Here is a 21,947-nt window from a genome sequence, read left to right as displayed (position 1 = left end):
CACGAGTGGCAGACATGTCGGTCCCCGTCGATTTTCTGCCAGTTCTGTTGTACCGTCGTCGGCATGCAGAAGGTGGCCGTGATCGTGCAGGACGGGGCCGAGCCGTTCGGGCTCGGATCGTTGGTGGAGGTGTGGGGCGAGCCCTACCACCCCGAGGACGACAACCCGGTCTTCGACTTCACGGTGTGCACGCCGCGGCCGGGTCGGGTCAAGGGCCGCTCGTCCTACGACCTGCTCGTCGACGCGGGCCTCGACGCCACCGCCGACGCCGACCTGGTGTGCGTCTCGCCGTTCCACGACTTCCTGCGCCACGACCCCGCGGTCGTCGAGGCCGTCACCGCGGCCCACGACCGGGGGGCGATCATCTACGCCCACTGCAGCGCGGCGTTCCTGCTGGCCGGTGCCGGGCTGCTCGACGGCCGCGAGTGCACCACCCACTGGCGCTACACCGACCGGATGGCGCGGATGTACCCGCGTGCGATCGTCCGGCCCGACGTGCTCTACGTGCAGTCCGACAACGTCCTCACCGGCGCCGGCAGCGCCGCCGGCATCGACGCCTCCCTCCACCTGATGCGCCAGACGTTCGGGGCGCGGGTCGCGGCCACCACGGCGCGCCGGATCGTCGTACCGCCCCACCGCGACGGCGGGCAGGCACAGTTCATCCAGCGGCAGGTCGTCGACTACCAGGCCGAGACCCTCGGCGCCGTGCTGGCCTGGGCGAGCGAGAACCTCGGGGAGCCCCTCGACGTCGACACCCTGGCGCGCCAGGCGCACATGTCTCCGCGCACCTTTGCCCGCCGCTTCCGCGACGAGACCGGCACGACGCCGCACGCGTGGGTCACCTCGCAGCGGCTGCAGCTGGCGGAGGAGATGCTCGAGCGCACCGACAACACCGTCGACCAGATCGCCGCTGAGGTCGGGTTCGGCAACGCCGCCACCCTGCGCCACCACTTCACCCGGATCCGTGGGGTCAGTCCGCAGACCTACCGGCGCCAGTTCGCCTGCTGATCGGACGTCGACGACAACCTCGCACGCCCTCGGTTCCGTCATCCCTCCATGAGCATCGAGAGCCGCAGGACCGGGTTCGAGGCCTTCGTCCGGGCACGTGAACGACGATGGCTGCGGACCGCCCACGCCCTGACCGGTGACTGGCACCAGGCGCAGGACCTCGTGCAGTCGGTGCTGGTGAGCCTCTACGTCGACTGGCACCGCGTGGAGCGGGCCGGCAACCCCGACGCCTACGTGCACCGGTGCCTGGTCAACCGGCACCGTGACGAGGGCCGCCGCCCGTGGCGGCGCGAGCGCCTGGCCCACAGCGACGACCGGGTGACCGACGAGGTCAGCGCCGACCCCAGCGACCACTCCGACGAGCACGCCGACCTCGTCGCCGCCCTCCGCCGCCTGGCCCCCGGCCAGCGGGCCGTGCTGGCGCTGCGCTACCTCGAGGACCTCGACGTGCAGCAGACCGCCGCCGCGCTGGGCTGCAGCACCGGCACCGTCAAGAGCCAGACCGCGCGGGCACTCGCCGCGCTCCGCCAGCAGGTCCCCGTCCACGCCCACCGAGGAGAACCATCATGACCGACCACCTCATCGAGGACCTCCGACGCCTGGCCCAGGCCGACGTCCCCGTCACCCTCGACCACGACCTCGTCGTCGGCACGGGTCGGCGCCGCGCCGTACGGCGCCGTCGCGCGGTCGCCGGCACGGCCGCGGCGGCGGTGGTCGTGACCGCGGCCGGCGTCGCCGGCGGCGTGACGTCGACGTCGTCCGGCCCGCCGCGCGGGATCGACCCCGGACCCGCCTCGTCCACCTCGACCCCGCCGGCTCCCGCGGTTCCCGTGGTTCCCGCACGGATCGACCGGAGCTTCCATCTGGCCGTCGACGGCGCGCTCGAGCGCGCCGGACTGCGCGCCCGAGGGGGCGGGGGAGGGATGGGGCCGGCGACGTTCACCTACCACCTCGCCGTCGATGACCGGGGACGTACGGGCTACCTCGGGTTAGTCGTCGCGCCCGCGACGTCCACCGACCTCTGCGACACGCCGCTGCACCCGCCGGAGGGCGTCGGTCGGGTGTGCTCGGTGACCCGGGACGACGCCGGGGACACGGCCGCGGTGACGTGGAGCGACTCCTACCAGGGTCCGGTCCGGGCCGTCCGGGTGAGCGACGGCGACGCCGTGGTGACCGTGGCCGCGTCGGCGGGCTTCCCCGCGTTCGACCCCGACGTGCACGAGGTGCCCGACGACCCCGAGGAGCTGCCCTGGGGGACGTTCTCGCAGCGACGAGGCCGCCTGGTGCCGCCCGGGGACCCGCTCGAGCGCGAGCCGTTCAGGGAGGCGGAGCTGCTCGACCTGGCCCGCACGGTGCTCGCGCTGAGGCTCACCGATGCGCCCTAGCCGATGCGTCGCAGGTCCAGCACGCTGACCTTCCCCGTCAGCGTGCGGGGGAGCTCGTCGAGGAAGGTCCAGGTCTTGGGCCGCTTGGGCGGTGCGAGCCGCTCCCGGGCCCACGCCGCCAGCTCGGCCTCGGTCACCGACCCGACGACGGCTGCGCAGACCCGCTGGCCCCAGTCGGGGTCGTCGACGCCGTACACCGCGACCTCGGTGACGCCCGGGTGCTCGCCGAGCACCTGCTCGACCTCCAGCGGGTAGACGTTGACCCCGCCGCTGATCACCAGGTCCTCGCGGCGGCCGTCGAGGTGGAGGTAGCCGTCGTCGTCGAGCCGGCCGAGGTCGCCGACGGTGAACCAGCTCGCGCCGTCGGCGACGCGCCAGGCGGCCGTGGTCCGCGCCGGGTCGCCGTAGTACTCGAACCGTGCGTGCGGCGGCACCGCGCACCAGATCGTCCCGTCGTCGTCGGTGCGCAGCGTGCGGCCGGGCCGGGCCCGCCCCACCGTGCCGGGCCGCTCGAGCCACTCCTCGCTGCGGCAGGCGGTGAACTGGCCCTCGGTCGAGCCGTAGAACTCCCAGGTGGAACCACGGGGGAACAGGTCGATGAGGCGTCGTTTGACGGGCGGCGGGCACGGGGCGCCCGCGTGCGCCACCAGGCGGAACGACGACAGGTCGGGGACGCCGACGTCGTCCCAGTGCGCGAAGAGCCGCTGCAGGTGGGTCGGCACGCAGAACATCGTGGTGGGCCGCTCGGCCTCGATCGCCCCCGTGACGGCCGCCGGGTCGAAGGGCCCGGGCAGGACCACCCGGCCCCCGGCCAGGGCCGTGCCCATCGCGAACCGGAGCGGCGCGGAGTGGTAGAGCGGGCTGAGCACCAGGTTGACGTCGTCGGGCCCGAAGCCCCACAGGTCGCGCTCCTCGGCCACCAGCGCCTCCGCGTCCGCCTGACCGAGGACCCCGCTCCACACGCCCTTGGGCGTGCCGGTCGTGCCGCTCGTGCAGTGCATCGGCCGGGCCAGGGGCGTGCCGCGGTCGGGCGTCGTCACCGCCGCCAGGGCCTCGTCGTCGGTGACCACGACCGTGGGCTCGAGCGGGGTGAGGACGCGGCGTCGCTCGTGGTCGGTCAGCCGCGGGTCGAGCGGGATCGGCACCACGCCGCGGGCGAGCAGCGACAGCACGGCGTCGAGGTACGCCGCCGACGGTGGCACCAGCAGGGCGACCCGGTCGCCGGGGACCAGGTCGGGAGGGGTCACGAGAGGCCGAGGTCGGCCGCGAGGACGTCGACGACCGTCGCGTAGTGCGTGTCGGGGTCGAGAATGCCCTGGGGCAGGTGGCCGAAGAGCTCGAGCGACACGTGGCCGAGCAGCGCCGCCCCCACGGTCAGGCCGCGCACGGCGTACGCCGGGCTCAGCGGCGGGTCCACCAGCGCGACGACCGGCGCGAGTGCGGCCTTCTCGGCCGCCGCGACCCGGGTCGGGCCGACCGGACGCCGTCCGGCCTGCTGCGCGTCACGGAGGAGGCCGAGCAGCGCGAGGGTGACCCGCTGCGCGGGCGCCGCGGTGTCGTCGGGGGCGGCGTAGCCGGGCACGGGGGAGCCGTGCGTCAGCGCGTACCGGTGGGGGTGGTCGACGGCCCACTGCCGCAGCGCGGTGGCCATCGCCCGGAGCCGGCCGCGCAGGTCGCCACGGCGTACGCCCGCGTCGGCGGCCTCGACGGCGGCACCGAGGTCGTCGTGGGCCTCGACGAGGAGCGCGGTCAGCAGGGCGTCACGGCTGGGGAAGTAGCGGTAGACCGCCGAGGAGGCCATCTCGAGGTCGCGAGCGACGGCCCGCACCGACAACCCCGCGGGACCGGTCTCGGCCAGGTGGGCGGCGGCGGTGTCGAGGATCGCGCGGGTGAGCTCGGCGCGGGCGGCGGCGCGGGCGGTGAGGGGTGCTGACGGCATGGAGCGATCGTCGCGCAGGACGAGAGCGGCGGCAACGACCGAGAGCAGTGCTCGATCCGGCGCGTCGCGCTGCGAGGACCCACATCGGCCCGCGACGATCCGGGAACCTGGGTCCGGCTGCGGACATGACGGGGTATGAGCCCACCGGAGGAGACCGTGACGAGACCCAGCGAGGCCGCCCTGGCCGACCGGTTGCGGGCAGGCGACGGAGACGCCCTGACCGAGCTCTTCGACCGGCACGCCGACCGCATCTACCGCCACTGCTTCCGGCTGACGGCCGACCGGGCCGACGCCGAGGACGCCACCGCCACCGTCTTCCTCGAGGTCTGGCGGCGCCGCCACCAGGTGCAGGTGCACGACGGCTCCGCCGTCCCGTGGCTGTACGGCGTCGCCACCAACGTCTGCCGCAACCTGACGCGCGGACGCCGTCGACACCTGCGGGCCGTGGCGCGGATCCCGGCGCCCGCCGCCCAGCCGGACCACGCCGACCGCGTGGTCGAGCGGCTCGACACCGAGCAGCGGATGCGTGAGGTCCTCGCGGCGATCGAGCGGCTCCCGCAGCGCGAGCGCGACGTCCTCGCCCTGGTCGTCTGGTCCGGGCTGTCCTACGACGACGCCGCCGCGGCCCTCGACGTCCCCGTCGGCACGGTCCGCTCGCGGCTCTCCCGCGCCCGCCGGCGCCTCCACCTCACCGAAGGAGCCTGACGATGACCGAGTCGACCCCGCCCGACGAGCCGCTCGACGATGCGACCCGCGCCAGGATCCGCCAGCGCGTGGTGGCCGGCCGGGACGCCGCAGAGGTGCGGTCGCCGGCCCGTGGCTGGCTGGTGCCGGTCGCCGCCTCCGTCGCCGTCGGCGCGGTGGTCACGGGTGCCGTCCTGCTCGGCGGCGGCGACGGGGACGACCGCGGCGCCGGGCCGGCCGGCCCCGGCGCCCCGACGGTGACCACCTCGGAGGCCGAGCCCACCACGCCGCCCCCGTCGGTCCCGACCGGCGACCCCGGCGCGGTGCCCGGGCTCGAGCCGAACCGCTCGGACGCGTGCGCCCGGGAGACGCCGGCGGTGCTCCCCGGCGCCGAACCAGCGGTCTCGACCGAGGACCCGACGGGCACCACGACGTTCTACGTCGCCGACGGGCGCTACACGCTGTGCCACGACGGCGGCGCCGGCCCGACGGTCCACCACCCCAAGCCGCTCGCCGGCGGCGGCGACCGCAACCCGTACGAGCTGAGCACGGAGTTCCCGGCCGGCACGGAGGCGCTGTTCGTCGCCGGGGGGCCGGTACCCGCCGGCACCCCCGACTTCGCCGTCGAGTACACCTTTCCCGACGGGCACGTCGCGACGTCGACCGTCGTCGGGGGCCCGCCGGACGACCTGTGGTGGCTGGTCACCTACCTGGCCCCCGGCCAGGACGCCGCGGCCGGACCGGCCCTGGTCGAGGTCCGGGGTGGCCCGGCCGCCGCACCGCTCGACGTCATGGACACCTGCGCCCAGGCCAACCACGGCTGCTGAGCAGACCCGGTCCCGTCCGACATGGTTGGGGCAGGGCCCGGCGGGGCACACCGCGGACATGGAGATCTTCTTGCTGGTGATCGCGTTCGTCGTCGTCTGCTGGGCGGTGCTGATCACCGTCTCGTCCAGCAGGCGCAACGCCCGGCGCCGGCCGAGGATGCGGGACCACGGGGGCGGCACCTACGCCGACCTCGGCCCCTACGACGACGGGCACCGGCACGACAGCGGTAGCAGCGGCGGCGGCTGGTTCGGTGGCGGTGACGGCGGCGGCAGCGGCGGTGACAGCGGCGGTGGTGGCGGCGACGGCGGCGGTGGCGGCGGTGGCGGGGGCGGTGACTGAGCGTGAGCGTCGTGGTGGTGGGCGTGGTCGGGTTCGTCGTGATCGCCTTCCTCGTCCTGGTGGGCGTGGTGGCGACGAGTGCCGTGGGGCGTCCCCGGCCGGCCCGCGCCGGCGACCGGTGGGCGTGGGGCGCTGGTGACAGTGCCCACTGGTACACCGGCGGCTGGTCCGGCGGTTCCGACAGCGGCGGCGGTTGGTCGGGCGGCTCCGACTGCGGCGGTGGGGGTGGGTCCTCCGACAGCGGCGGCGGCGGCGGGGGCGGCGGCGGTGACGGCGGCGGGGGCGGGTGCTGACGCTCCGGCGCCGACCGGGGCGCGTGGGTGCCGCCGGTGGCCGCGATGAGCGTCAGTAGGCTCACCCGGTGCGGATAGGACTCACCGGCGGCGTCGCCTCGGGCAAGAGCACGGTGTCGCAGGTCCTGGCCGAGCTCGGTGCGACGATCATCGACGGCGACGTGCTGGCTCGCGAGGTCGTCGCCCAGGGCACGACCGGGCTGGAGCAGGTCGTGGCGGCGTTCGGTTCCGACATCCTCACCCCCGACGGACACCTCGACCGGCCGGCACTCGGCGCGATCGTGTTCAACGACGCCGAGCAGCGCAAGCGGCTGGAGGCGATCGTGCACCCGCTGGTCTTCGAGAGGTACGCCGAGCTCGAGGCCGCCACCGGACCCGACGACCTCGTCGTCCACGACATCCCCCTGCTCGCCGAGGCCGGCCGGGCCGGTGAGTTCGACGCGGTGATCGTGGTCGACGTCCCCGACGAGCTGCGCATCGAGCGGATGCTGCGCGACCGCGGCTGGACCCGCGCGGACGCCGAGTCGCGGATCGCCTCGCAGGCCACGCGCGAGGAGCGGCTCGCGATCGCCACCCACGTCATCGACAACTCCGGCACCCGCGAGCAGCTCCGCGCGCGGGTCGAGGAGGTCTTCGCCGAGCTGACCGGCGGGTGACCGCGACCCGGTCCGGGCGCCTGCTGGTGCTCGTCGGCATCGTGGTGCTGGCCGTCAACCTGCGGCCGGCCGCGGTCAGCGTCGGCCCGCTGCTCGACGAGGTGCGAGCCGGCCTCGGGATGTCGTCGACCGAGGCCGGGGTGCTCACCTCGCTGCCGGTGCTGGCCTTCGCCGCGTTCGGCGCCGTCGCCTCCCGGCTCGCGGCGCTGGTCGGCCTGCACCGGGTCACCGCGGCCTCCCTGGCCTGCGTCGTCGCCGGGCTGCTCGCCCGCAGCCGGGTCGACGGCGCCGCGGCCTTCCTGCTGCTCTCGCTGCTGGCCCTGGCCGGCATGGCCACCGCCAACGTGCTGCTGCCGTCGCTGGTCAAGCGACACTTCCCCGACCGGATCGGGACCCTCACCGCGGTCTACTCCACCGCCCTGGCCGTCGGCCTCACCACCGCCTCGGTGGCCACCGTGCCGGTGGCACGCCTCGGCGACGGCTGGCGCGACGGGCTCGCGGTGTGGGCGCTCCTGGCCCTGGTGGCCCTGCTGCCCTGGCTGCTGCTCCTACGTCACGACCGGGGGCACCGGCCGGCGCCGGCCGCCGGGCGGATCCCGCTCGCCCGGGTGGCCCGCACCCGGACCGGCCGCCTGCTGGCGGTGTTCTTCGCCCTCCAGTCCATCCAGGCCTACGCCGTGTTCGGCTGGTTCGCCGACGTCTTCCGCGACGCCGGCTTCTCCAGCGCGACCGCAGGGGTGCTGCTCGGCGTCGTCACCGCCACCGGCATCCCGCTCTCGTTCGTGGTGCCCGCGGCGACGGGTCGGATGGCCGACCCCCGGCCGCTGGTGGCGGGGCTGGCCTGCTGCTTCCCGATCGGCCACCTCGGGCTGGTCCTGGCGCCGCACGACCTGGCCCTGCTCTGGGCGGTGGTCATCGGCGGGGGCCTGGCGACGTTCCCGCTGGTGCTCACCCTCATCGGCCTGCGGGCCCGGACCACGGAGGGCACGGCCTCGCTGTCGGCGTTCGTGCAGTCGGTCGGCTACCTCGGGGCCGCCGGCGGCCCGCTGGCCGTCGGCGTGCTGCACGACGCCACCGGCAGCTGGACCGCGCCGCTGCTCGGGCTCGCCGCCCTGGGGGTGCCGCTGCTGCTCTGCGGGCTGGCGGTGGGCCGGCCGGCGTACGTCGAGGACGAGCTGGCGGCGCTCGACGCCCTCACACCTCGCGCGTCATGAAGGTGCTCAACGGGTCGGGTCGGTAGTCCCCGAACGGCGGGCACTCGACGAACCCGTGGCGGGCGTAGAGGCGGCGGGCCGGGGCGAAGAACTCCTCGCTGCCGGTCTCGAGGCTGACCCGGGTGAAGCCCGCGCCGCGGGCCTCGGCCAGGACGTGCTCGACCAGGCGCCCGCCGATGCCCTCGCCGAGGCGGTGGGGTGCGGTGCGCATCGACTTCAGCTCGGCGTGACCGCCGGCCGCGACGGCACCGAGGCGCTTGAGCGCCACGCAGCCGACCAGCTCCTCGCCGTCGTGGGCCGACCAGAACGAGACCTCCGGCGCCCGGAGGCCCGGCAGGTCGAGGGCGTGGCTCGACTCGGGCGGCGAGAGCGCCCGCAGCTGGGCGACGTGCGCCTCGAGGAACGCCACGACCGCGGGGTCGTCCAGCCCGCCCGGGGTGATCTGCACGCGCCGCAGCCTACGCACGAGAGCCCCCGCCCGGTCCGGGGCGGGGGCTCTCGTGGACGTCGTGCTGTGCGGCCGCTCAGGCGGCTCAGGCGGCCAGGTCGGGGTCGCCCAGGCGGCGCAGCTTCTGCAGCGCCTCGCGCTCGAGCTGGCGCACCCGCTCGGCGGAGATGCCGTGCTTGGCGCCGATGTCGGCGAGCTTGTGCTGGCGACCGTCGACCAAGCCGTAGCGCGAGCGGATGATGTCGGCCGCGCGGTCGTCGAGCTTGCCGACCAGGCTGTTGAGCCGGTCGCGCGACTCGGTGTCGAGCACGGTCGCGTCGGGCGACGGCGAGGTCTCCTGCGCCATCAGGTCGCCCAGCGAGGTGTCGCCGTCCTCGTCGATGGGGGTGTCGAGGCTGACGTGCTCGCGACCCCAGGCCATCAGGTCGAGGACTCGGTCGACGTCCATGCCGAGCTCGGTGGCGATCTCGGCCGGCTCCGGGTCACGACCGAGCTGGCGCTCGAGCGTGCGGCGGGCGCCGCCGACCTGGTTGAGCTCCTCGACGACGTGCACGGGAAGCCGCACCACGCGCGCCTGCTGGGCGATGCCGCGGGTGATCGCCTGCCGCACCCACCACGTCGCGTAGGTGGAGAACTTGTAGCCCTTGGTGTAGTCGAACTTCTCGACCGCACGGATCAGGCCGGTGTTGCCCTCCTGGATCAGGTCGAGCATCGGCATCTGCGCACGGCCGTACTTGCGCGCGATCGACACCACGAGACGCAGGTTGGCGGTGATGAAGGTGTCGACGGCCTTGCGACCCTCCTCGGCGAGCCACTCGAGCTCCTCCTGGGAGGCACGCATGGGTGCGCCGCCCTTCTTGCGCCCGACGCGGCCCTCCTTGAGCAGCGCCTCCGCCATGAGACCGGCCTCGATCGTCTTCGAGAGCTCGACCTCCATGGCCGCGTCGAGCAGGGGGTTGCGGGCGATCTCGTCGAGGTAGAGGCCGACGCTGTCGCGGCCCTCGATCTCGCGGGTGCCCGTCGATGCGGTCCTGGTAGCCATGGGGACCCTCCTTACGGTCTCGTGGTCGACCTTGCGTCCACGTCTGGTTCCAACGTTCGTGGTGGTGGGTGGATTCCCACATCACCCCGAAGGCTTGCCGTCCCTCACAAGCCCTTCGTCAGCAACGACGCTCCGGACTGCCCCAGAGTTGCCGGAACCGCGAGATCTCAGGGAGTTCTCATGGTTGAAGGGTCAATGATCAGGAAACGGGACCCGGAACCGCACCTCAGGCGTCGGCGAGACCCAGCACGTCGAGGATCCAGGCCAGGGTGAACGCCCGGTCCTTCCAGGCCTGGTAGCGGCCCGAGACGCCGCCGTGCCCGGCCGCCATCTCCACCTTGAGCAGCACGTCGGTCTCGGGAGCGACCTCCCGCAGCCGCGCCACCCACTTGGCCGGCTCGACGTACAGCACGCGGGTGTCGTGGAGCGAGGTCTCGGCGAGGATCCGCGGGTAGGTCCGGGCCGCGACGTTGTCGTAGGGCGAGTACGCCGCGATCGCGTCGTAGGCCTCGGGATCGCCCTCGGGGTTGCCCCACTCGTCGTACTCGGTGACGGTCAGGGGCAGGCTCGCGTCGAGCATCGAGGTGAGCGGGTCGACGAACGGGACCTGCGCCACCAGCCCCGCGAAGGCGTCGGGGGCCTGGTTGGCCACCGCGCCGATCAGCAGGCCGCCGGCGCTGCCGCCCTCGCCGACCAGCCGGTCGGCGGTGGTCCAGCCCTCGGTCACGAGGTGGCGGGCGCAGGCGGCGAAGTCGTCGAAGGTGTGCTGCTTGTGGGCGAGCTTGCCGGCGTCGTACCAGCGACGACCCATCTCGCCGCCGCCGCGCACGTGGGCGATCGCGAACGCCGCGCCGCGGTCGAGCAGGGAGAGCCGGGCCACCGAGAACGCGGGGTCGGTCGACATCTCGTAGGCGCCGTAGGCGTAGAGGTGGAGGGGGACCGGTCCGCCGCCGGCGCGGGCGTCGCGGCGGACGACGAGTGAGATCGGCACCTGCTCGCCGTCGACCGAGGTGGCCCAGAGGCGGTGCTCCTCGTAGTCGTCGCGGTCGTAGCCGCCGAGCACGGGGGCCTGCTTGAGCAGCGTCAGCTCGCGGGTGCGGACGTCGTAGTCGTAGACCGAGGACGGCACGGTCATGGTGACGTAGCCCAGCCGCACGGTCGGCTGGTCGAAGCGCGGGTTGCTGCCCGAGCCGACGGTGTAGACGTCCTCGTCGAACTCCACGAGGTAGTCGTCGCCGACGCCGGTCGGGGCGTCGTCGTCGAGCTCGAGGATGCGCAGCTGGGTGAGCCCCTCGCTGCGCTGGTGGACGACGAGGTGGCCGGCGAACGCGTCGACGTCCTCCAGCCGGACGGCGGGGTCGTGCGGCAGCAGCGGCACCCATCCCGTCCGCGGGGTCGGCTCGGCCGGGGTGACCCCGAGCTCGAAGTCGGGCCCGGCGCCGTTGTGCAGCACCAGGAAGCGGTCCTCGCCGCGCAGGACGGCGTGCTCCACGGCGTACTCGACGCCCTCCTCGCGGGCGGCGAACAGGCGGAACCCGAGCTCGGGGGCGTCGGCGTCGAGCAGGTGGTACTCGGTCGTGGTCTTCGAGCCGCTGGCGACCACCAGGAACCGGTCGGTGCGGGTCCGGCCGCAGCCGACGAAGAACCGCTCGTCGGTCTCGTGGAAGACCAGCTCGTCGGCCTCCTGCGAGGTGCCGAGGCGGTGGCGCCACACCTTGTCGGCGCGCCAGGAGTCGTCGACGGTCGTGTAGTAGAGGTGCTCCCCGGCGCGGTCCCAGGTGCCGCCGCCCAGCGAGCCCACGATCTCGTCGGCGAGCAGGTCGCCGGTGTCGAGGTCCTTGACCCGGATCGTGTAGCGCTCGTCGCCGACGACGTCGGTCGCGTAGGCGAGCAGCCGGCTGTCGGGGCTGATCGTCGAGCCGCCGAGGGAGAAGAACTCGTGCCCCTCGGCCAGCTGGTCGAGGTCGAGGAGCACCTGCTCGCCGGGCAGCGCCGGCTGGTCGGGCGCGGCGTCCTCGGCCGGGCGCGGCGGCGTCCAGTCGTCGGGGCCGGTGGCCGGGACCCGGCAGGTGGCGCCGTACTCACGCCCCTCGAAGGACCGTCCGTAGTACCAGTGCTCGCGCAGCCGGGTCGGCACCGACAGGTCGGTCTCGCGGGTGCGGGCCTTGATCTCGCCGAAGATGCGCTCGCGCAGGTCGGCCAGGTGGGCGGTGCGCTGCTCGGTGAACGCGTTCTCGGCCTCGAGGTGGGCCAGGACCTCGGGGGACTCCTTGTCGCGGAGCCAGTCGTAGGCGTCGACGCGCTCGCGGCCGTGGTGGACGGTGGTGACCGGGCGAGGCTCCGCCGTCGGACGGGTCTGCTGGGCCGCCGGGGCGGGGGACTCGCTCATGTCGAAGACGGTAACGAGGTGGCAGAGTCGGCCCGTGGCCGACCTCGCCTCCCACCTCGTCCGGACCGTCGACCTCAACGCCGACCTCGGCGAGGAGGTCACCGACGACGCGGCGCTCCTCGCGGTGGTGACCAGCGCCAACGTGGCGTGCGGCTACCACGCCGGGTCGCCCGAGATCATGCGCACCGTGTGCGACGGCGCGGTCGAGCGCGGCGTCTCGGTCGGCGCCCAGGTGTCCTACGCCGACCGCGCCCACTTCGGCCGCGTCGCGGTCGACGTCGCCTACGAGGTGCTGCGCGAGCAGGTGGCCCACCAGGTCGGCGTGCTGTGCGACATCGCGTCCTCGGCCGGCACCGCGGTGCGCTACCTCAAGCCCCACGGGGCGCTCTACCACCGGGTGCTCGACGACGAGGAGCAGGCGGCCGCGGTGCTGGCCGGCTCGGGCGCGCTGCCGGTGCTGGGCATGCCGGGCGAGCTGCTCGACCAGGCCGCCGGCGCCGGGCGCGGGGTGTGGCTGGAGGGCTTCCCCGACCGCGCCTCCACCGCCGACGGCCGGCTCGTGCCGCGCGACGAGCCGGGCGCCGTCCTGGACGACAGCCAGGCCATCGCGGCCCGGGCGGCCGGGCTGGCGGCGTCGGTCCACTCGCTCTGCCTGCACGGCGACACCCCCGGCGCCGTCGCCCACGCCCACGCCGTCCGGTCGGCGCTGGAGCGCGACGGCTGGCGACTCGCGGGGCTGTGACGCCACGGTGGTCGAGGAGGGCCGCCAGGCCCGCCTCGAGATCAGGGGAGGTTTCGCACCCGGGTGGTTCTAGGACGTTTGCCAGCGCAACCTCCTCCACCACCGGTGGTCGAGGTTGCGTTCCCCGGTGGTTTCGAGACGGTTGCCAGCTCAACCCTTGACCACCGGTGGTGGCGGTCTGCGGCAGCTCCCGCCACTCCCGCCACCGTCGGCGACCCACGCTGGTCGAGGAGGGCCGCCAGGCCCGTCTCGAGACCACTACGACGGTGGCCGACCTCCTCCACAGGGGCGTCCTCAAGCTGTGGACTCAGCGCCGTTCCTGTGGAGGAGCGGGGCACTTCTGTGGACCCTCCTGTGGGACCAGAGGAATGTCGGACGGGTTTGCGCCAACCCCTTGCGCGCCCCGGTCCGGCAGGCATAGAACTCTCCTACCGACGCGGAAGAAGCCCCTCGGGGCGGCGGAAGCGAAGGGGATCGGCAGGAGTGAAGGTCCATCCTCACGGCGGCTCTCGAGCTGTCAGGAGCGGCGTCCCGGTGACGGGGGCGACGGGACCGGAGCGAGTGCTCGATCGTCCGGACGTCACCCAGCCGGACGAGACCAGACGACGGCGAAGACCCACACCACGAGCCCTGCTCGCGGCGTCGGCCCGGTGACGGGGACGGCGGGGTCGGAGCGGGCGTCGGGTCGTCCGGACGTCACCGACCCGGACAAGCCGAGGGCCTCTTGATGCTCATACCATCAAGAGGCCCTCACCCTTTTTCATGGCGCGAGCATGTCGGACCTCTCGCGTGTCGCTGCCGCGTCCAGGAGGGGTGGTGGTCGCCGTTCGCGGCGGCGGCGCCACGCGGGCCCGCCACGCTGCCGCGCTGTTTTGGATGGCGCGAGCGTGTCGGACCGCTCGCGTGTCGCCGCCGCGCGGATTGGATGGCGCGAGCGTGTCGGACCGTGCGCGTGTCGCCGCCGCGTCCAGGAGGGGTGGTGGTCACCGCCCGTGGCGGCGGCGCCACGCGGGCCCGCCACGCTGCCGCGCTGTTTTGGATGGCGCGAGCGTGTCGGACTGCTCGCGTGTCGGCGCCGCGTCCAGGAGGGGTGGTGGTTGCCCTTCGTGGCGGCGGCGCCACGCGGGTCCGCCGCGCTGCCGCGCTGTTTTGGATGGCGCGAGCGGGTCGGACCTTGCGCGTGTCGCCGCCGCGTCCAAGAGGGAGCGGTGGTCACCGCCGTGGCGGCGGCGCCACGCGGGTCCGCCACCGGTACTGGATGGCGCGAGCGTGTCGGACCGCTCGTGTGTCGCCGCCGCGTTGCGGAGGGTGGTGGTCACCGCCCGTGGCGGCGGCGCCACGCGGGCCCGCCACGCTGCCGCGCGTGGGGGTGGTGGTTCGCCCTCCGTGGCGGCGGCGCCACGGGGCCACGCTGCTGCGCGTGGGTGGACACTGGCAGCGTGCAGCTGCTCCCGGTGGGCCCCCGGGCCTTCCTCGCCGAGGTCGCCACGACGGCCGAGGCCCTCGACCTGGCGGCGTACGCCCGCAGCGCCGGGGTCGGGGCCGAGGAGGTCGTGCCGGGGGCGGTCACGGTGCTCTTCGACGGCGTGCCCGACGAGGCGCGCCTGCGCGACCGCCTGGCGCGGTGGACCCCCGGGGTCGCCGCGCCCGACGGCCCGCTGGTCGAGGTGCCCACGACGTACGACGGGCCCGACCTCGCCGACGTCGCCGAGCGGTGGGGAACCGACCGGGACGGCGTGGTGGAGCGGCACGCGTCGCTGACCTTCGTCTCGGCGTTCTGCGGCTTCGCGCCCGGGTTCGCCTACCTGTCCGGGCTGCCCGCCGGCCTCGGGGTGCCGCGGCTCGCCACGCCCCGCCCCTCGGTGCCCCCGGGATCGGTGGCGCTGGCGGGGGCGTGGTGCGGGGTCTACCCGACGGCCTCGCCCGGCGGGTGGCGGCTGCTCGGGCGCACCGACGCCGTGCTGTGGGACCCCTCGCGGGCGCAGCCCGCGTTGCTCGCCCCGGGCACCCGGGTCCGGTTCGTGGCCCGATGACCGGCGACCGAGCGTGGGAGGTGCTCGACACCGGTGGCCTGGTCACGGTGCAGGACCGCGGTCGCGCCGGGCTGGCGCACCTCGGCGTGCCCCGTGCCGGACCGCTCGACGCGCCGGCCGCCGCGCTGGCCGGGCGGCTGGTCGGCAACGACCCGGCCGCGGCGGTGCTCGAGGTGGCCCTCGGCGGGATCACCCTGCGCGCAGGCGCCGCCCGCTGGGTGGCCGTGACCGGTGCGCCCTGCGCGGTGCGGGTCGACGGCCGGCCCGTCGGTCACACCCGTGCCGAGCGGGTGCCGGCAGGTGCCGAGCTCCGGCTGGGTCCGGTCACCGCGGGCGTGCGGTCCTACCTCGCCGTGGGCGGCGGCTGGGTGGTCGAGCCGGTCCTGGGGTCCCGCTCCACGGACACCCTGGCGTGGGTGGGGCCGCCGCGGGTGGAGGCCGGCACGCTGCTGCCGGTCGGCGAGCCGACCGGCCCGCCGGTGGCGGTCGACGTACCTCCTCCGTGGCGGCGGGGGACACCCGCCGTGCTGAGGGTCGACCCCGGCCCCCGGGTCGACCGGTTCGTCGACGGGACGCTCGAGCGCCTGTGCCGCACGGCGTACGTCGTCGGCGGCTCGTCCGACCGGGTCGGACTTCGGCTGCAGCCGGTGTCGGGTGAGGGGCTCGAGCGCCTCGACGACCGGGAGCTGCCCAGCGAGGGGATGGTGCTCGGGGCGGTGCAGGTGCCGCCGGACGGCATGCCGGTCGTCCTGCTGGCCGACCACCCGGTCACCGGGGGCTACCCGGTGGTGGCGGTGGTGCGTCCTGAGGACCTGGCGGCGTGCGCGCAGCTGCGGCCGGGTGACGAGGTCAGGCTCCGACGCGCTTGATCAGCTCGACCGAGGCCTCGACGGGCTCGAAGCCCATCTCCTCGTTGATGGCGACCATCCAGTCGTTGGTCTCGGCGTTCTGGGTGACCACCCGGCGCATCTCGGGGTGCGCGTCCTGGACGGCACGGAGGTTGGCGGCCTTGACGGCCAGGCCCAGGCGACGGCCACGGTGCTCGCGACCCACGAAGGTGCCCCACTGGGACGCGTCGGTGCGGCCGCCCTCCGGTGGCACCGAGATCGTCGAGTACGCCGCCACGGAGCCGTCGGTGGCGACCGCGAGGGTGCACCACACCCGGCGGCCGGCCTTGCGCAGCGCCGCCTCCGTGTCGCGGAAGCGCTCGGGGGTCATCACCTCCTCCTCCCAGTCGGCCTCGCCGGTGGGCGCGTCGACGGAGAGCTGGCCGAAGATGGCCACGAACGACTCGAGCAGCTCGTCGGGCACCTCGTCGCGGACGGTCACCAGGCGGTAGCCGGCGTGCTTGACCGCCGCCTGCGCCGCCCACCGCTCCAGGTCGGCGACCGGGACGGGCAGCGGCAGGTGTCGCACGACCTCGACGTTGGAGAAGGAGTAGCCGGCCTCCTCCGCGAAGCGCCGGTTGCGGTGCGTCGCCACCTCCTCGAAGGGCAGCTTGGTCTCGGCGAGGAGCACCGTGCGACCCGCGTCGATCGCGAGGCCCTCCACCGCCTCGAGGAGCTGGCGGCCGCGACCGCGCCGCTGCGCGTCGGGGTCGACGCAGACGCCGAGCCAGCACTTGTCGAGGTTGTCCATCAGCGGCATGAACAGCTCGGCGCCGGCGACCATCCGGCCGTCCTCCCAGCCGCCGAGCAACACCTTCTTCTCGCCGGAGTCGTCGTGGCGCCACATCTCCGACATCTCCTGCCAGGACCAGTGCGGCATGCCCTCGCGCCCCTCGAGCATGGCGCGGCGCTCGACGTCGTAGGAGGCCCGCAGGGCCAGGTCGCTGCCGAGGTCGACCGGCGTGATGTCCATCCCGGGGACGCTACGCGCCGCCTGCGTCGACGGTCACCTGGGTTTCGTCGGGCTCCGGGGGCCGCCAGGGCCGCAGTGCCGGGTCGTCGACGGAGTAGGAGCGGACCGGGCCCGGCGGCGTGCCGGCCGTCTCGAACCGCACCGTCACCACGCCGCGCCCCGAGCCCCACACCCAGCCGCGCCCCAGCGCGTCGTGCTCGACGTCCTGCCCGGGGGCGTAGCCGCTCCGTCGCTGGGAGGGCAGCGGGTCGGGCGCGGGCTCGCCCTCGGGCTCGGCGTCCTCACCCGCGACGCCCGCCTCGCCGAACAGGTCCTCCTGGACCCAGTCGGCCAGCCCCGAGACGCCCACGCCCAGGAGCCGGACGCCGCCGGAGGTGTCGAGGTCGGTGAGGAGCGCCCGGGCGAGCCGCCCGATGGCGGCCGGGCTGTCGGTCGGCTCGGCCAGGGTCGAGGAGCGGCTGAGGGTGGTGAAGTCGTACAGGCGCACCTTGATGCTGACCGTGCGTCCCGACAGGCCGTGCTTGCGCAGCCGACCGGCGACGTCGGCGGCCTGCCGGGTCAGCAGGCTCTCCATCAGCTTGCGGTCGGTCAGGTCGGTCTCGTAGGTGCCCTCGACGCTGACCGACTTGGCCTCCCGCTCGGCGACCACCGGGCGGTCGTCGAGCGCCCGCGACAGCGCGTGCAGGCTGGTGCCGTGGGCCTTGCCGACCAGCCGGACGAGCTCGTCCAGGTCGACCGACTCGAGCTCGGCGACGGTGGTGATGCCGACCCGGCGCAGCCGCTCGGTGGTGGCCGGGCCCACGCCCGGGATGACGGTGACGCTCATCGGCCGGAGCAGGTCGCGCTCGGTGCCCGGCGGCACCACCACGAGCGCGTCGGGCTTCTCCAGGTCGCTGGCGACCTTGGCGATGAACTTCGAGGTGCCGATGCCCACCGACGCCCGCAGTCCTCCGGTCGCCTCCGCGACCCGCTCGCGCAGGTCGGCCGCGAACGCCGTCACCGTCGCGACCTCGAGGTCGGGCAGGTCGGCGCGGGCGAGGTCGACGAACGCCTCGTCCAGCGAGAGCGGCTCGACCAAGGGCGAGACGCCGCGCAGCAGCGCCATCACGGCGTCGCTCGCCTCGCGGTAGGCGTGGAAGCGCCCGGTGAGGAACGCCGCCTGCGGGCACCGCGACCGGGCCTCGCGGGTCGACATGGCCGACCGGACGCCGTAGCGCCGGGCCTCGTACGACGCCGCCGCGACCACACCCCGGCCACCGACCCCACCGACGACCACCGGCTTGCCCCGCAGCGACGGCTTGTCGCGCTGCTCGACGGAGGCGAAGAACGCGTCGAGGTCCAGGTGGAGCACCGACGCCTGCTGCCGCATGGGTCGATTCTGGCCCCCGGTGCCTGTGGAGACGTCCCCGAGTCGTCCACAGGGCCGCCGCGGCCGCCGTTCCTCCACAGGGTGCGGGTGTCGGCGCGTGGGCTGTCGGTGCCGCCGGGGACGGTCCAGGCCATGACCAGACACCCGCGTCCCACCCCGCGTCCCACCCCGCGTCCCACCCGCCCCGGCACCCCACCCCCGGCTGGCCCGCCCGGTCCCACCCGGCTCACCGCGCGCTCGCCCGAGGACCTCCTCGCCGCCGCGGCGGTGGTCCTGGGCTTCTGGCCCACCGAGTCGGTGGTGATGCTGACCTTCGACGCCACGCACCCGTTCCACGCGCGGGTCGACCTGCCGCCCGACCGCGCCGCGCTGCCAGGGCTGGCGCAGACCCTCGTGCAACCCGCGGCCCACCACCGGGTCGGCCGCGTCGTGCTCCTGGTCCACACCGCCGACGCCGACCTCGGCCGGGCCGCGTGGCGCGCGCTGCGCGCGACGTTCCGCCGCCACGACATCGACGTCGTCGAGGCGCTGCTGGTCGGCGACGACCGGTGGTCCTCGCTCCGCGACGCACACGGCGCCGGCGCGGCCTACGACCCGCAACGCCTGGCGGCCCACCCCTTCCTGGCCCAGGCCGTCGTCGACGGCCGGGTCCTGCACCGTTCCCGGGCCGACCTCGCCAGCAGCCTCGACCGTGACCCCGACGCGGTGGCGCGGGTCGACGCCCTCGCGGCCGGGCTGCCCTCCCGGCACCCGGCCGGCCTCGAGTCCGCGTCGGTCCAGCTGGCCGAGGGCACCTGGGCGCACGGCTTCGTGGCCCGCCACCTCGAGTCCGGCGCCCGGCCGGCCGACGGCGAGGTCGCCCGGCTGCTGTGCGGCATGCAGTCGCTGCGCGTCCGCGACGCCGCCTGGTCGGCCATCACTCGCGACCGGGCCCGTCCCGCGACGGCGTTCTTCGCCGACGTCGTCCGCCGCTCGCCGCCGGCGTTGCTCCCGGCGGCTGCCGCCCTGCTGGGGTGGGCGGCGTGGCAGTCCGGCGACGGAGCCCTCGCGTGGTGCGCCCTCGACCGGTGCGAGGAGGTCGACCCCGACTACGGGCTCTGCGGGCTGCTCGCCGAGGCCCTGGAGCGCGCGGTCCCGCCGTCGGTCTGGGTCGACGGCTTCGACTGGAAGGAGGGACTCGGAGGTCGCGAGACGGGGTGACCCCACGCGGGGCCGGTCGGCACTAGGTTCGGGGGATGGGCGAAGAGGTCGACCACCAGGAGTTCACCCCCGCCGACCGGACGCGGCACCGGGAGAAGGTGCGCCGGTGTCTCGACGTGTTCGCCCGGATGCTGCGCGAGGCGGCCTTCGACACCGACGACCCGATGACCGGGCTCGAGGTCGAGATCAACCTCGTCGACGAGGTCGGTGACCCGGCGCTGAAGAACGCCGAGGCCCTGGAGGCCATCGCCGACCCCGACTTCCAGACCGAGCTCGGCCAGTTCAACATCGAGATCAACGTGCCCCCCGCCAAGCTGCGCGACGGCGGGCTCGAGACCTTCGAGGACAACCTGCGGCGCAGCCTCAACGACGCGGAGACCAAGTCGGCCGAGGTCGGCGCCCACCTGGTGATGATCGGCATCCTGCCCACCCTCGACGAGGGGCACATGGGGATGCACAACATCAGCGCCAACCCGCGCTACAAGCTGCTGAGCGAGCAGATCCTCGACGCGCGCGGCGAGGACCTCGCCATCTCGGTCGCCGGCGTCGACCGGCTCGACACCACCTCCGACTCGATCCTCCCGGAGGCCGCCTGCACCAGCACCCAGCTGCACGTGCAGACCTCGCCCGACCAGTTCGCCTCCTACTGGAACGCCTCCCAGGCGATCTCGGCGATCCAGCTGGCCGTCGGTGCCAACTCGCCGTACCTGCTCGGCAAGCAGCTGTGGCGCGAGACCCGGATCCCGTTGTTCGAGCAGGCCACCGACACCCGCAGCGAGGAGCTCAAGGCCCAGGGCGTGCGGCCGCGCGTGTGGTTCGGGGAGCGGTGGATCACCTCGGTGTTCGACCTGTTCGAGGAGAACGTCCGCTTCTTCTCGGCGCTGCTGCCGATCACCGACGAGGAGGACCCGCTCGCCGTGCTGGAGGCCGGCGGGACGCCCAGCCTCGGCGAGCTGCGGCTGCACAACGGCACCATCTACCGCTGGAACCGACCCGTGTACGACGTCACCGGCGCCGACGACCAGCGGGTGCCGCACCTGCGGGTCGAGAACCGGGTGCTGGCCGCCGGCCCGACCGTGGCCGACACGATCGCCAACGCCGCGTTCTACTTCGGCCTGGTGCGTGCGCTCGCGGAGAGCGAGCGGCCGCTGTGGTCGCAGATGTCGTTCAGCGCCGCGGAGGAGAACTTCCACGTCGCCGCCCAGCACGGCATCGACGCCCAGGTGTACTGGCCGGCCGTCGGTCAGGTGCGGGCCACCGAGCTGGTCCTGCGGCGGCTGCTGCCGCTGGCCCAGCAGGGCCTGGAGGCCTGGGGCGTCGACGCCGGCACCATCGACCGTCTGCTCGGGATCATCGAGCAGCGGTGCCTGCTGGGCACCAACGGCGCGGAGTGGTTCGTGCGGGCCATGCAGCAGCGGCGGGGCGAGGACCGTTTCGACGCACTGCGGGCGACGCTGCTGGACTACCGCGAGCGGATGCACACCAACGAGCCCGTGCACACCTGGGACTGACACCTGGGACTGACCCGGCCGGGGTTCAGCCCGGGTCTGCGGCTCGTTCCTGCACCGTCAGCCGGACCCGCGCCCACTCGCGGTGGACCCCGGTGGACGGGTCGCGCCAGCACCGCCGGGTGACCACCACCATCGGGAGGGCCTGACCGAGCTCGGCGGACGCCGAGCGCGACGCCGCCAGCCAGGCGTGGTCGATCTCGCGACCCTCGCGGGCCGACCCGCCCCGGGTGAGCCACACCAACGGCGGCGGTCCCGGACCGCGGGCGCGGCGGACGAGGGCCTCGACCGCGTCGGTGCGCAACGCGTGGTCGAGGCGCTGGTCGCCCAGGACGAGCGTGGCGACCGCGCCTCCCGGTACGCCGACGTGCACCACCGGTGGGAACACCCGCCGCCGCTCGGCCGCGTGGTCGACCACCGCGCGCCGCAGCAGCGCGAGCAGCGCGCGACCGACCGGTTCGGTGATCGCGCTCGCGGGCGGCGAGGGGACCGGGTGCATGCCACTCACCCTGCCGCAGCCCGTCGACACCCCGGACTGTTCTCCACAGGTGCCCCGCGCGGCCGTCGGGAGTACGGTGCCCGCATGACCGTGGTGGTGGGGTACGTGCCCAAGCCCGAGGGCGAGGCTGCTCTCGACAAGGCGATCGAGGAGGCCAAGCTGCGGGGAGCCGAGCTGATCGTCGTGCACTCCCACCGGTCCCGGGGCGGTGAGGACGAGCCCGACCTGTCCTCGGTGCGGGCCAAGCTCGAGGCCTCCGGCGTCGTCCACGACGTGCGCCAGCTGGTCCGTGGCTTCGAGGCCGCCGAGGACCTGGTCAGCGTCGCCGAGTCCAACGACGCCGAGCTGATCGTGATCGGCCTTCGCCGGCGTACGCCGGTGGGCAAGCTCATCCTCGGTTCCAACGCCCAGCGGGTGCTGCTCGACGCGCACTGCCCGGTCCTGGCCGTCAAGGCCTAGGCACCCGCTCCTTCCGCTCCTACCGCGCCGCCGCGCTTTGGCAGGATGGGCT

23 protein-coding genes are annotated in these 21,947 nt (G+C 74.6%); 15 read left to right on the top strand and 8 right to left on the bottom strand.

Annotated elements, in window-relative coordinates:
* The first annotated feature begins 63 nt into the window (after positions 1–63).
* From AC4MBH_RS05235 to AC4MBH_RS05225, 3 genes are read left to right on the top strand one after another with little or no spacing between them, the layout of a single operon-like run.
* Positions 64–1,008 (top strand): GlxA family transcriptional regulator, encoded by a 945-nt coding sequence (locus tag AC4MBH_RS05235; RefSeq protein ID WP_491793289.1) that lies wholly within the window; start codon positions 64–66, stop codon positions 1,006–1,008.
* Positions 1,009–1,056: 48 nt separating this feature from the next.
* Positions 1,057–1,578: a SigE family RNA polymerase sigma factor gene (locus AC4MBH_RS05230; RefSeq protein WP_491793288.1), complete on the top strand. Its 522-nt coding sequence runs from the start codon at positions 1,057–1,059 to the stop codon at positions 1,576–1,578.
* Positions 1,575–2,393, top strand: coding sequence for a hypothetical protein (locus AC4MBH_RS05225; RefSeq protein ID WP_491793287.1), 819 nt, complete (start codon positions 1,575–1,577; stop codon positions 2,391–2,393). Before AC4MBH_RS05230 ends, AC4MBH_RS05225 begins: the two co-directional genes overlap by 4 nt.
* Here the strand turns inward: AC4MBH_RS05225 and AC4MBH_RS05220 are convergent.
* Both AC4MBH_RS05220 and AC4MBH_RS05215 read right to left on the bottom strand, forming a co-directional pair.
* The gene (locus AC4MBH_RS05220; RefSeq protein WP_491793286.1) at positions 2,390–3,640 is read right to left on the bottom strand and encodes a class I adenylate-forming enzyme family protein; all 1,251 of its coding nucleotides are present in this window, start codon (positions 3,638–3,640) and stop codon (positions 2,390–2,392) included. The two genes, AC4MBH_RS05225 and AC4MBH_RS05220, sit on opposite strands and share 4 nt — an antisense overlap.
* Entirely contained in the window at positions 3,637–4,332 is a 696-nt protein-coding gene (locus AC4MBH_RS05215) for a TetR/AcrR family transcriptional regulator (protein WP_491793285.1), read from the bottom strand. The genes AC4MBH_RS05220 and AC4MBH_RS05215 overlap by 4 nt, the downstream gene beginning before the upstream one ends.
* Positions 4,333–4,488: 156 nt before the next feature.
* On the opposite strand from AC4MBH_RS05215, the gene AC4MBH_RS05210 reads away from it, so the two are divergent.
* From AC4MBH_RS05210 to AC4MBH_RS05185, 6 genes are all read left to right on the top strand, one after another.
* Positions 4,489–5,037 carry an RNA polymerase sigma factor gene (locus AC4MBH_RS05210; protein WP_491793284.1) on the top strand — a complete coding sequence of 183 codons (549 nt, stop codon included), beginning with the start codon at positions 4,489–4,491 and terminating at the stop codon, positions 5,035–5,037.
* Positions 5,038–5,039: 2 nt separating this feature from the next.
* Entirely contained in the window at positions 5,040–5,843 is an 804-nt protein-coding gene (locus AC4MBH_RS05205) for a hypothetical protein (protein ID WP_491793283.1), read from the top strand.
* A 58-nt stretch (positions 5,844–5,901) separates the two neighbouring features.
* On the top strand, positions 5,902–6,183 hold the full coding sequence (locus AC4MBH_RS05200) for a hypothetical protein (RefSeq protein WP_491793282.1): 282 nt from the start codon (positions 5,902–5,904) through the stop codon (positions 6,181–6,183).
* Positions 6,184–6,185: 2 nt separating this feature from the next.
* Positions 6,186–6,476 carry a hypothetical protein gene (locus AC4MBH_RS05195; protein ID WP_491793281.1) on the top strand — a complete coding sequence of 97 codons (291 nt, stop codon included), beginning with the start codon at positions 6,186–6,188 and terminating at the stop codon, positions 6,474–6,476.
* 68 nt (positions 6,477–6,544) lie between these two features.
* Positions 6,545–7,132 (top strand): dephospho-CoA kinase, encoded by a 588-nt coding sequence (gene coaE / locus AC4MBH_RS05190; protein ID WP_491793280.1) that lies wholly within the window; start codon positions 6,545–6,547, stop codon positions 7,130–7,132.
* Positions 7,129–8,346, top strand: coding sequence for an MFS transporter (locus AC4MBH_RS05185; RefSeq protein ID WP_491793279.1), 1,218 nt, complete (start codon positions 7,129–7,131; stop codon positions 8,344–8,346). Before coaE ends, AC4MBH_RS05185 begins: the two co-directional genes overlap by 4 nt.
* Here AC4MBH_RS05185 and AC4MBH_RS05180 read toward each other — a convergent pair.
* From AC4MBH_RS05180 to AC4MBH_RS05170, 3 genes are all read right to left on the bottom strand, one after another.
* Positions 8,327–8,794 carry a GNAT family N-acetyltransferase gene (locus AC4MBH_RS05180; RefSeq protein ID WP_491793278.1) on the bottom strand — a complete coding sequence of 156 codons (468 nt, stop codon included), beginning with the start codon at positions 8,792–8,794 and terminating at the stop codon, positions 8,327–8,329. The genes AC4MBH_RS05185 and AC4MBH_RS05180 overlap by 20 nt on opposite strands.
* Before the next feature lie 85 nt (positions 8,795–8,879).
* Complete coding sequence (locus tag AC4MBH_RS05175) at positions 8,880–9,836, bottom strand: sigma-70 family RNA polymerase sigma factor (protein ID WP_491793277.1); 957 nt, start codon at positions 9,834–9,836, stop codon at positions 8,880–8,882.
* Between the two features lie 226 nt (positions 9,837–10,062).
* The gene (locus AC4MBH_RS05170) at positions 10,063–12,225 is read right to left on the bottom strand and encodes a S9 family peptidase (protein ID WP_491793276.1); all 2,163 of its coding nucleotides are present in this window, start codon (positions 12,223–12,225) and stop codon (positions 10,063–10,065) included.
* A 34-nt stretch (positions 12,226–12,259) separates the two neighbouring features.
* Here AC4MBH_RS05170 and AC4MBH_RS05165 point away from each other — a divergent pair, with 34 nt between their 5' ends.
* The 3 genes from AC4MBH_RS05165 to AC4MBH_RS05155 all read left to right on the top strand — a co-directional run bounded on the left by AC4MBH_RS05165 (position 12,260) and on the right by AC4MBH_RS05155 (position 15,869).
* Entirely contained in the window at positions 12,260–12,967 is a 708-nt protein-coding gene (locus AC4MBH_RS05165) for a LamB/YcsF family protein (protein ID WP_491793275.1), read from the top strand.
* Between the two features lie 1,439 nt (positions 12,968–14,406).
* The gene (locus AC4MBH_RS05160) at positions 14,407–15,000 is read left to right on the top strand and encodes a 5-oxoprolinase subunit B family protein (protein WP_491793274.1); all 594 of its coding nucleotides are present in this window, start codon (positions 14,407–14,409) and stop codon (positions 14,998–15,000) included.
* Positions 14,997–15,869 carry a 5-oxoprolinase subunit C family protein gene (locus AC4MBH_RS05155; RefSeq protein WP_491793273.1) on the top strand — a complete coding sequence of 291 codons (873 nt, stop codon included), beginning with the start codon at positions 14,997–14,999 and terminating at the stop codon, positions 15,867–15,869. Before AC4MBH_RS05160 ends, AC4MBH_RS05155 begins: the two co-directional genes overlap by 4 nt.
* On the opposite strand, the gene AC4MBH_RS05150 is transcribed toward AC4MBH_RS05155, so the two are convergent.
* Positions 15,850–16,860, bottom strand: coding sequence for a GNAT family N-acetyltransferase (locus AC4MBH_RS05150; protein ID WP_491793272.1), 1,011 nt, complete (start codon positions 16,858–16,860; stop codon positions 15,850–15,852). The two genes, AC4MBH_RS05155 and AC4MBH_RS05150, sit on opposite strands and share 20 nt — an antisense overlap.
* 10 nt (positions 16,861–16,870) lie before the next feature.
* On the bottom strand, positions 16,871–18,229 hold the full coding sequence (locus tag AC4MBH_RS05145; protein ID WP_491793271.1) for a DNA polymerase IV: 1,359 nt from the start codon (positions 18,227–18,229) through the stop codon (positions 16,871–16,873).
* A 132-nt stretch (positions 18,230–18,361) separates the two neighbouring features.
* On the opposite strand from AC4MBH_RS05145, the gene AC4MBH_RS05140 reads away from it, so the two are divergent.
* Positions 18,362–19,429, top strand: coding sequence for a DUF4192 domain-containing protein (locus AC4MBH_RS05140; RefSeq protein WP_491793270.1), 1,068 nt, complete (start codon positions 18,362–18,364; stop codon positions 19,427–19,429).
* Positions 19,430–19,464: 35 nt separating this feature from the next.
* Positions 19,465–20,940, top strand: a complete 1,476-nt coding sequence (locus AC4MBH_RS05135) for a glutamate-cysteine ligase family protein (RefSeq protein ID WP_491793269.1) — start codon at positions 19,465–19,467, stop codon at positions 20,938–20,940.
* A gap of 25 nt (positions 20,941–20,965) precedes the next feature.
* Here the strand turns inward: AC4MBH_RS05135 and AC4MBH_RS05130 are convergent, their stop codons facing one another.
* Positions 20,966–21,436 carry a hypothetical protein gene (locus AC4MBH_RS05130; RefSeq protein ID WP_491793268.1) on the bottom strand — a complete coding sequence of 157 codons (471 nt, stop codon included), beginning with the start codon at positions 21,434–21,436 and terminating at the stop codon, positions 20,966–20,968.
* An 84-nt stretch (positions 21,437–21,520) separates the two neighbouring features.
* On the opposite strand from AC4MBH_RS05130, the gene AC4MBH_RS05125 reads away from it, so the two are divergent.
* Complete coding sequence (locus AC4MBH_RS05125; protein ID WP_491793267.1) at positions 21,521–21,895, top strand: universal stress protein; 375 nt, start codon at positions 21,521–21,523, stop codon at positions 21,893–21,895.
* Positions 21,896–21,947: the final 52 nt, after the last annotated feature.

Source organism: Nocardioides sp. WJ219 (genome assembly GCF_058559815.1).
The sequence above is the reverse complement of the archived record's forward strand: the minus strand, read 5'-3'. Positions and strand labels throughout refer to the sequence as shown.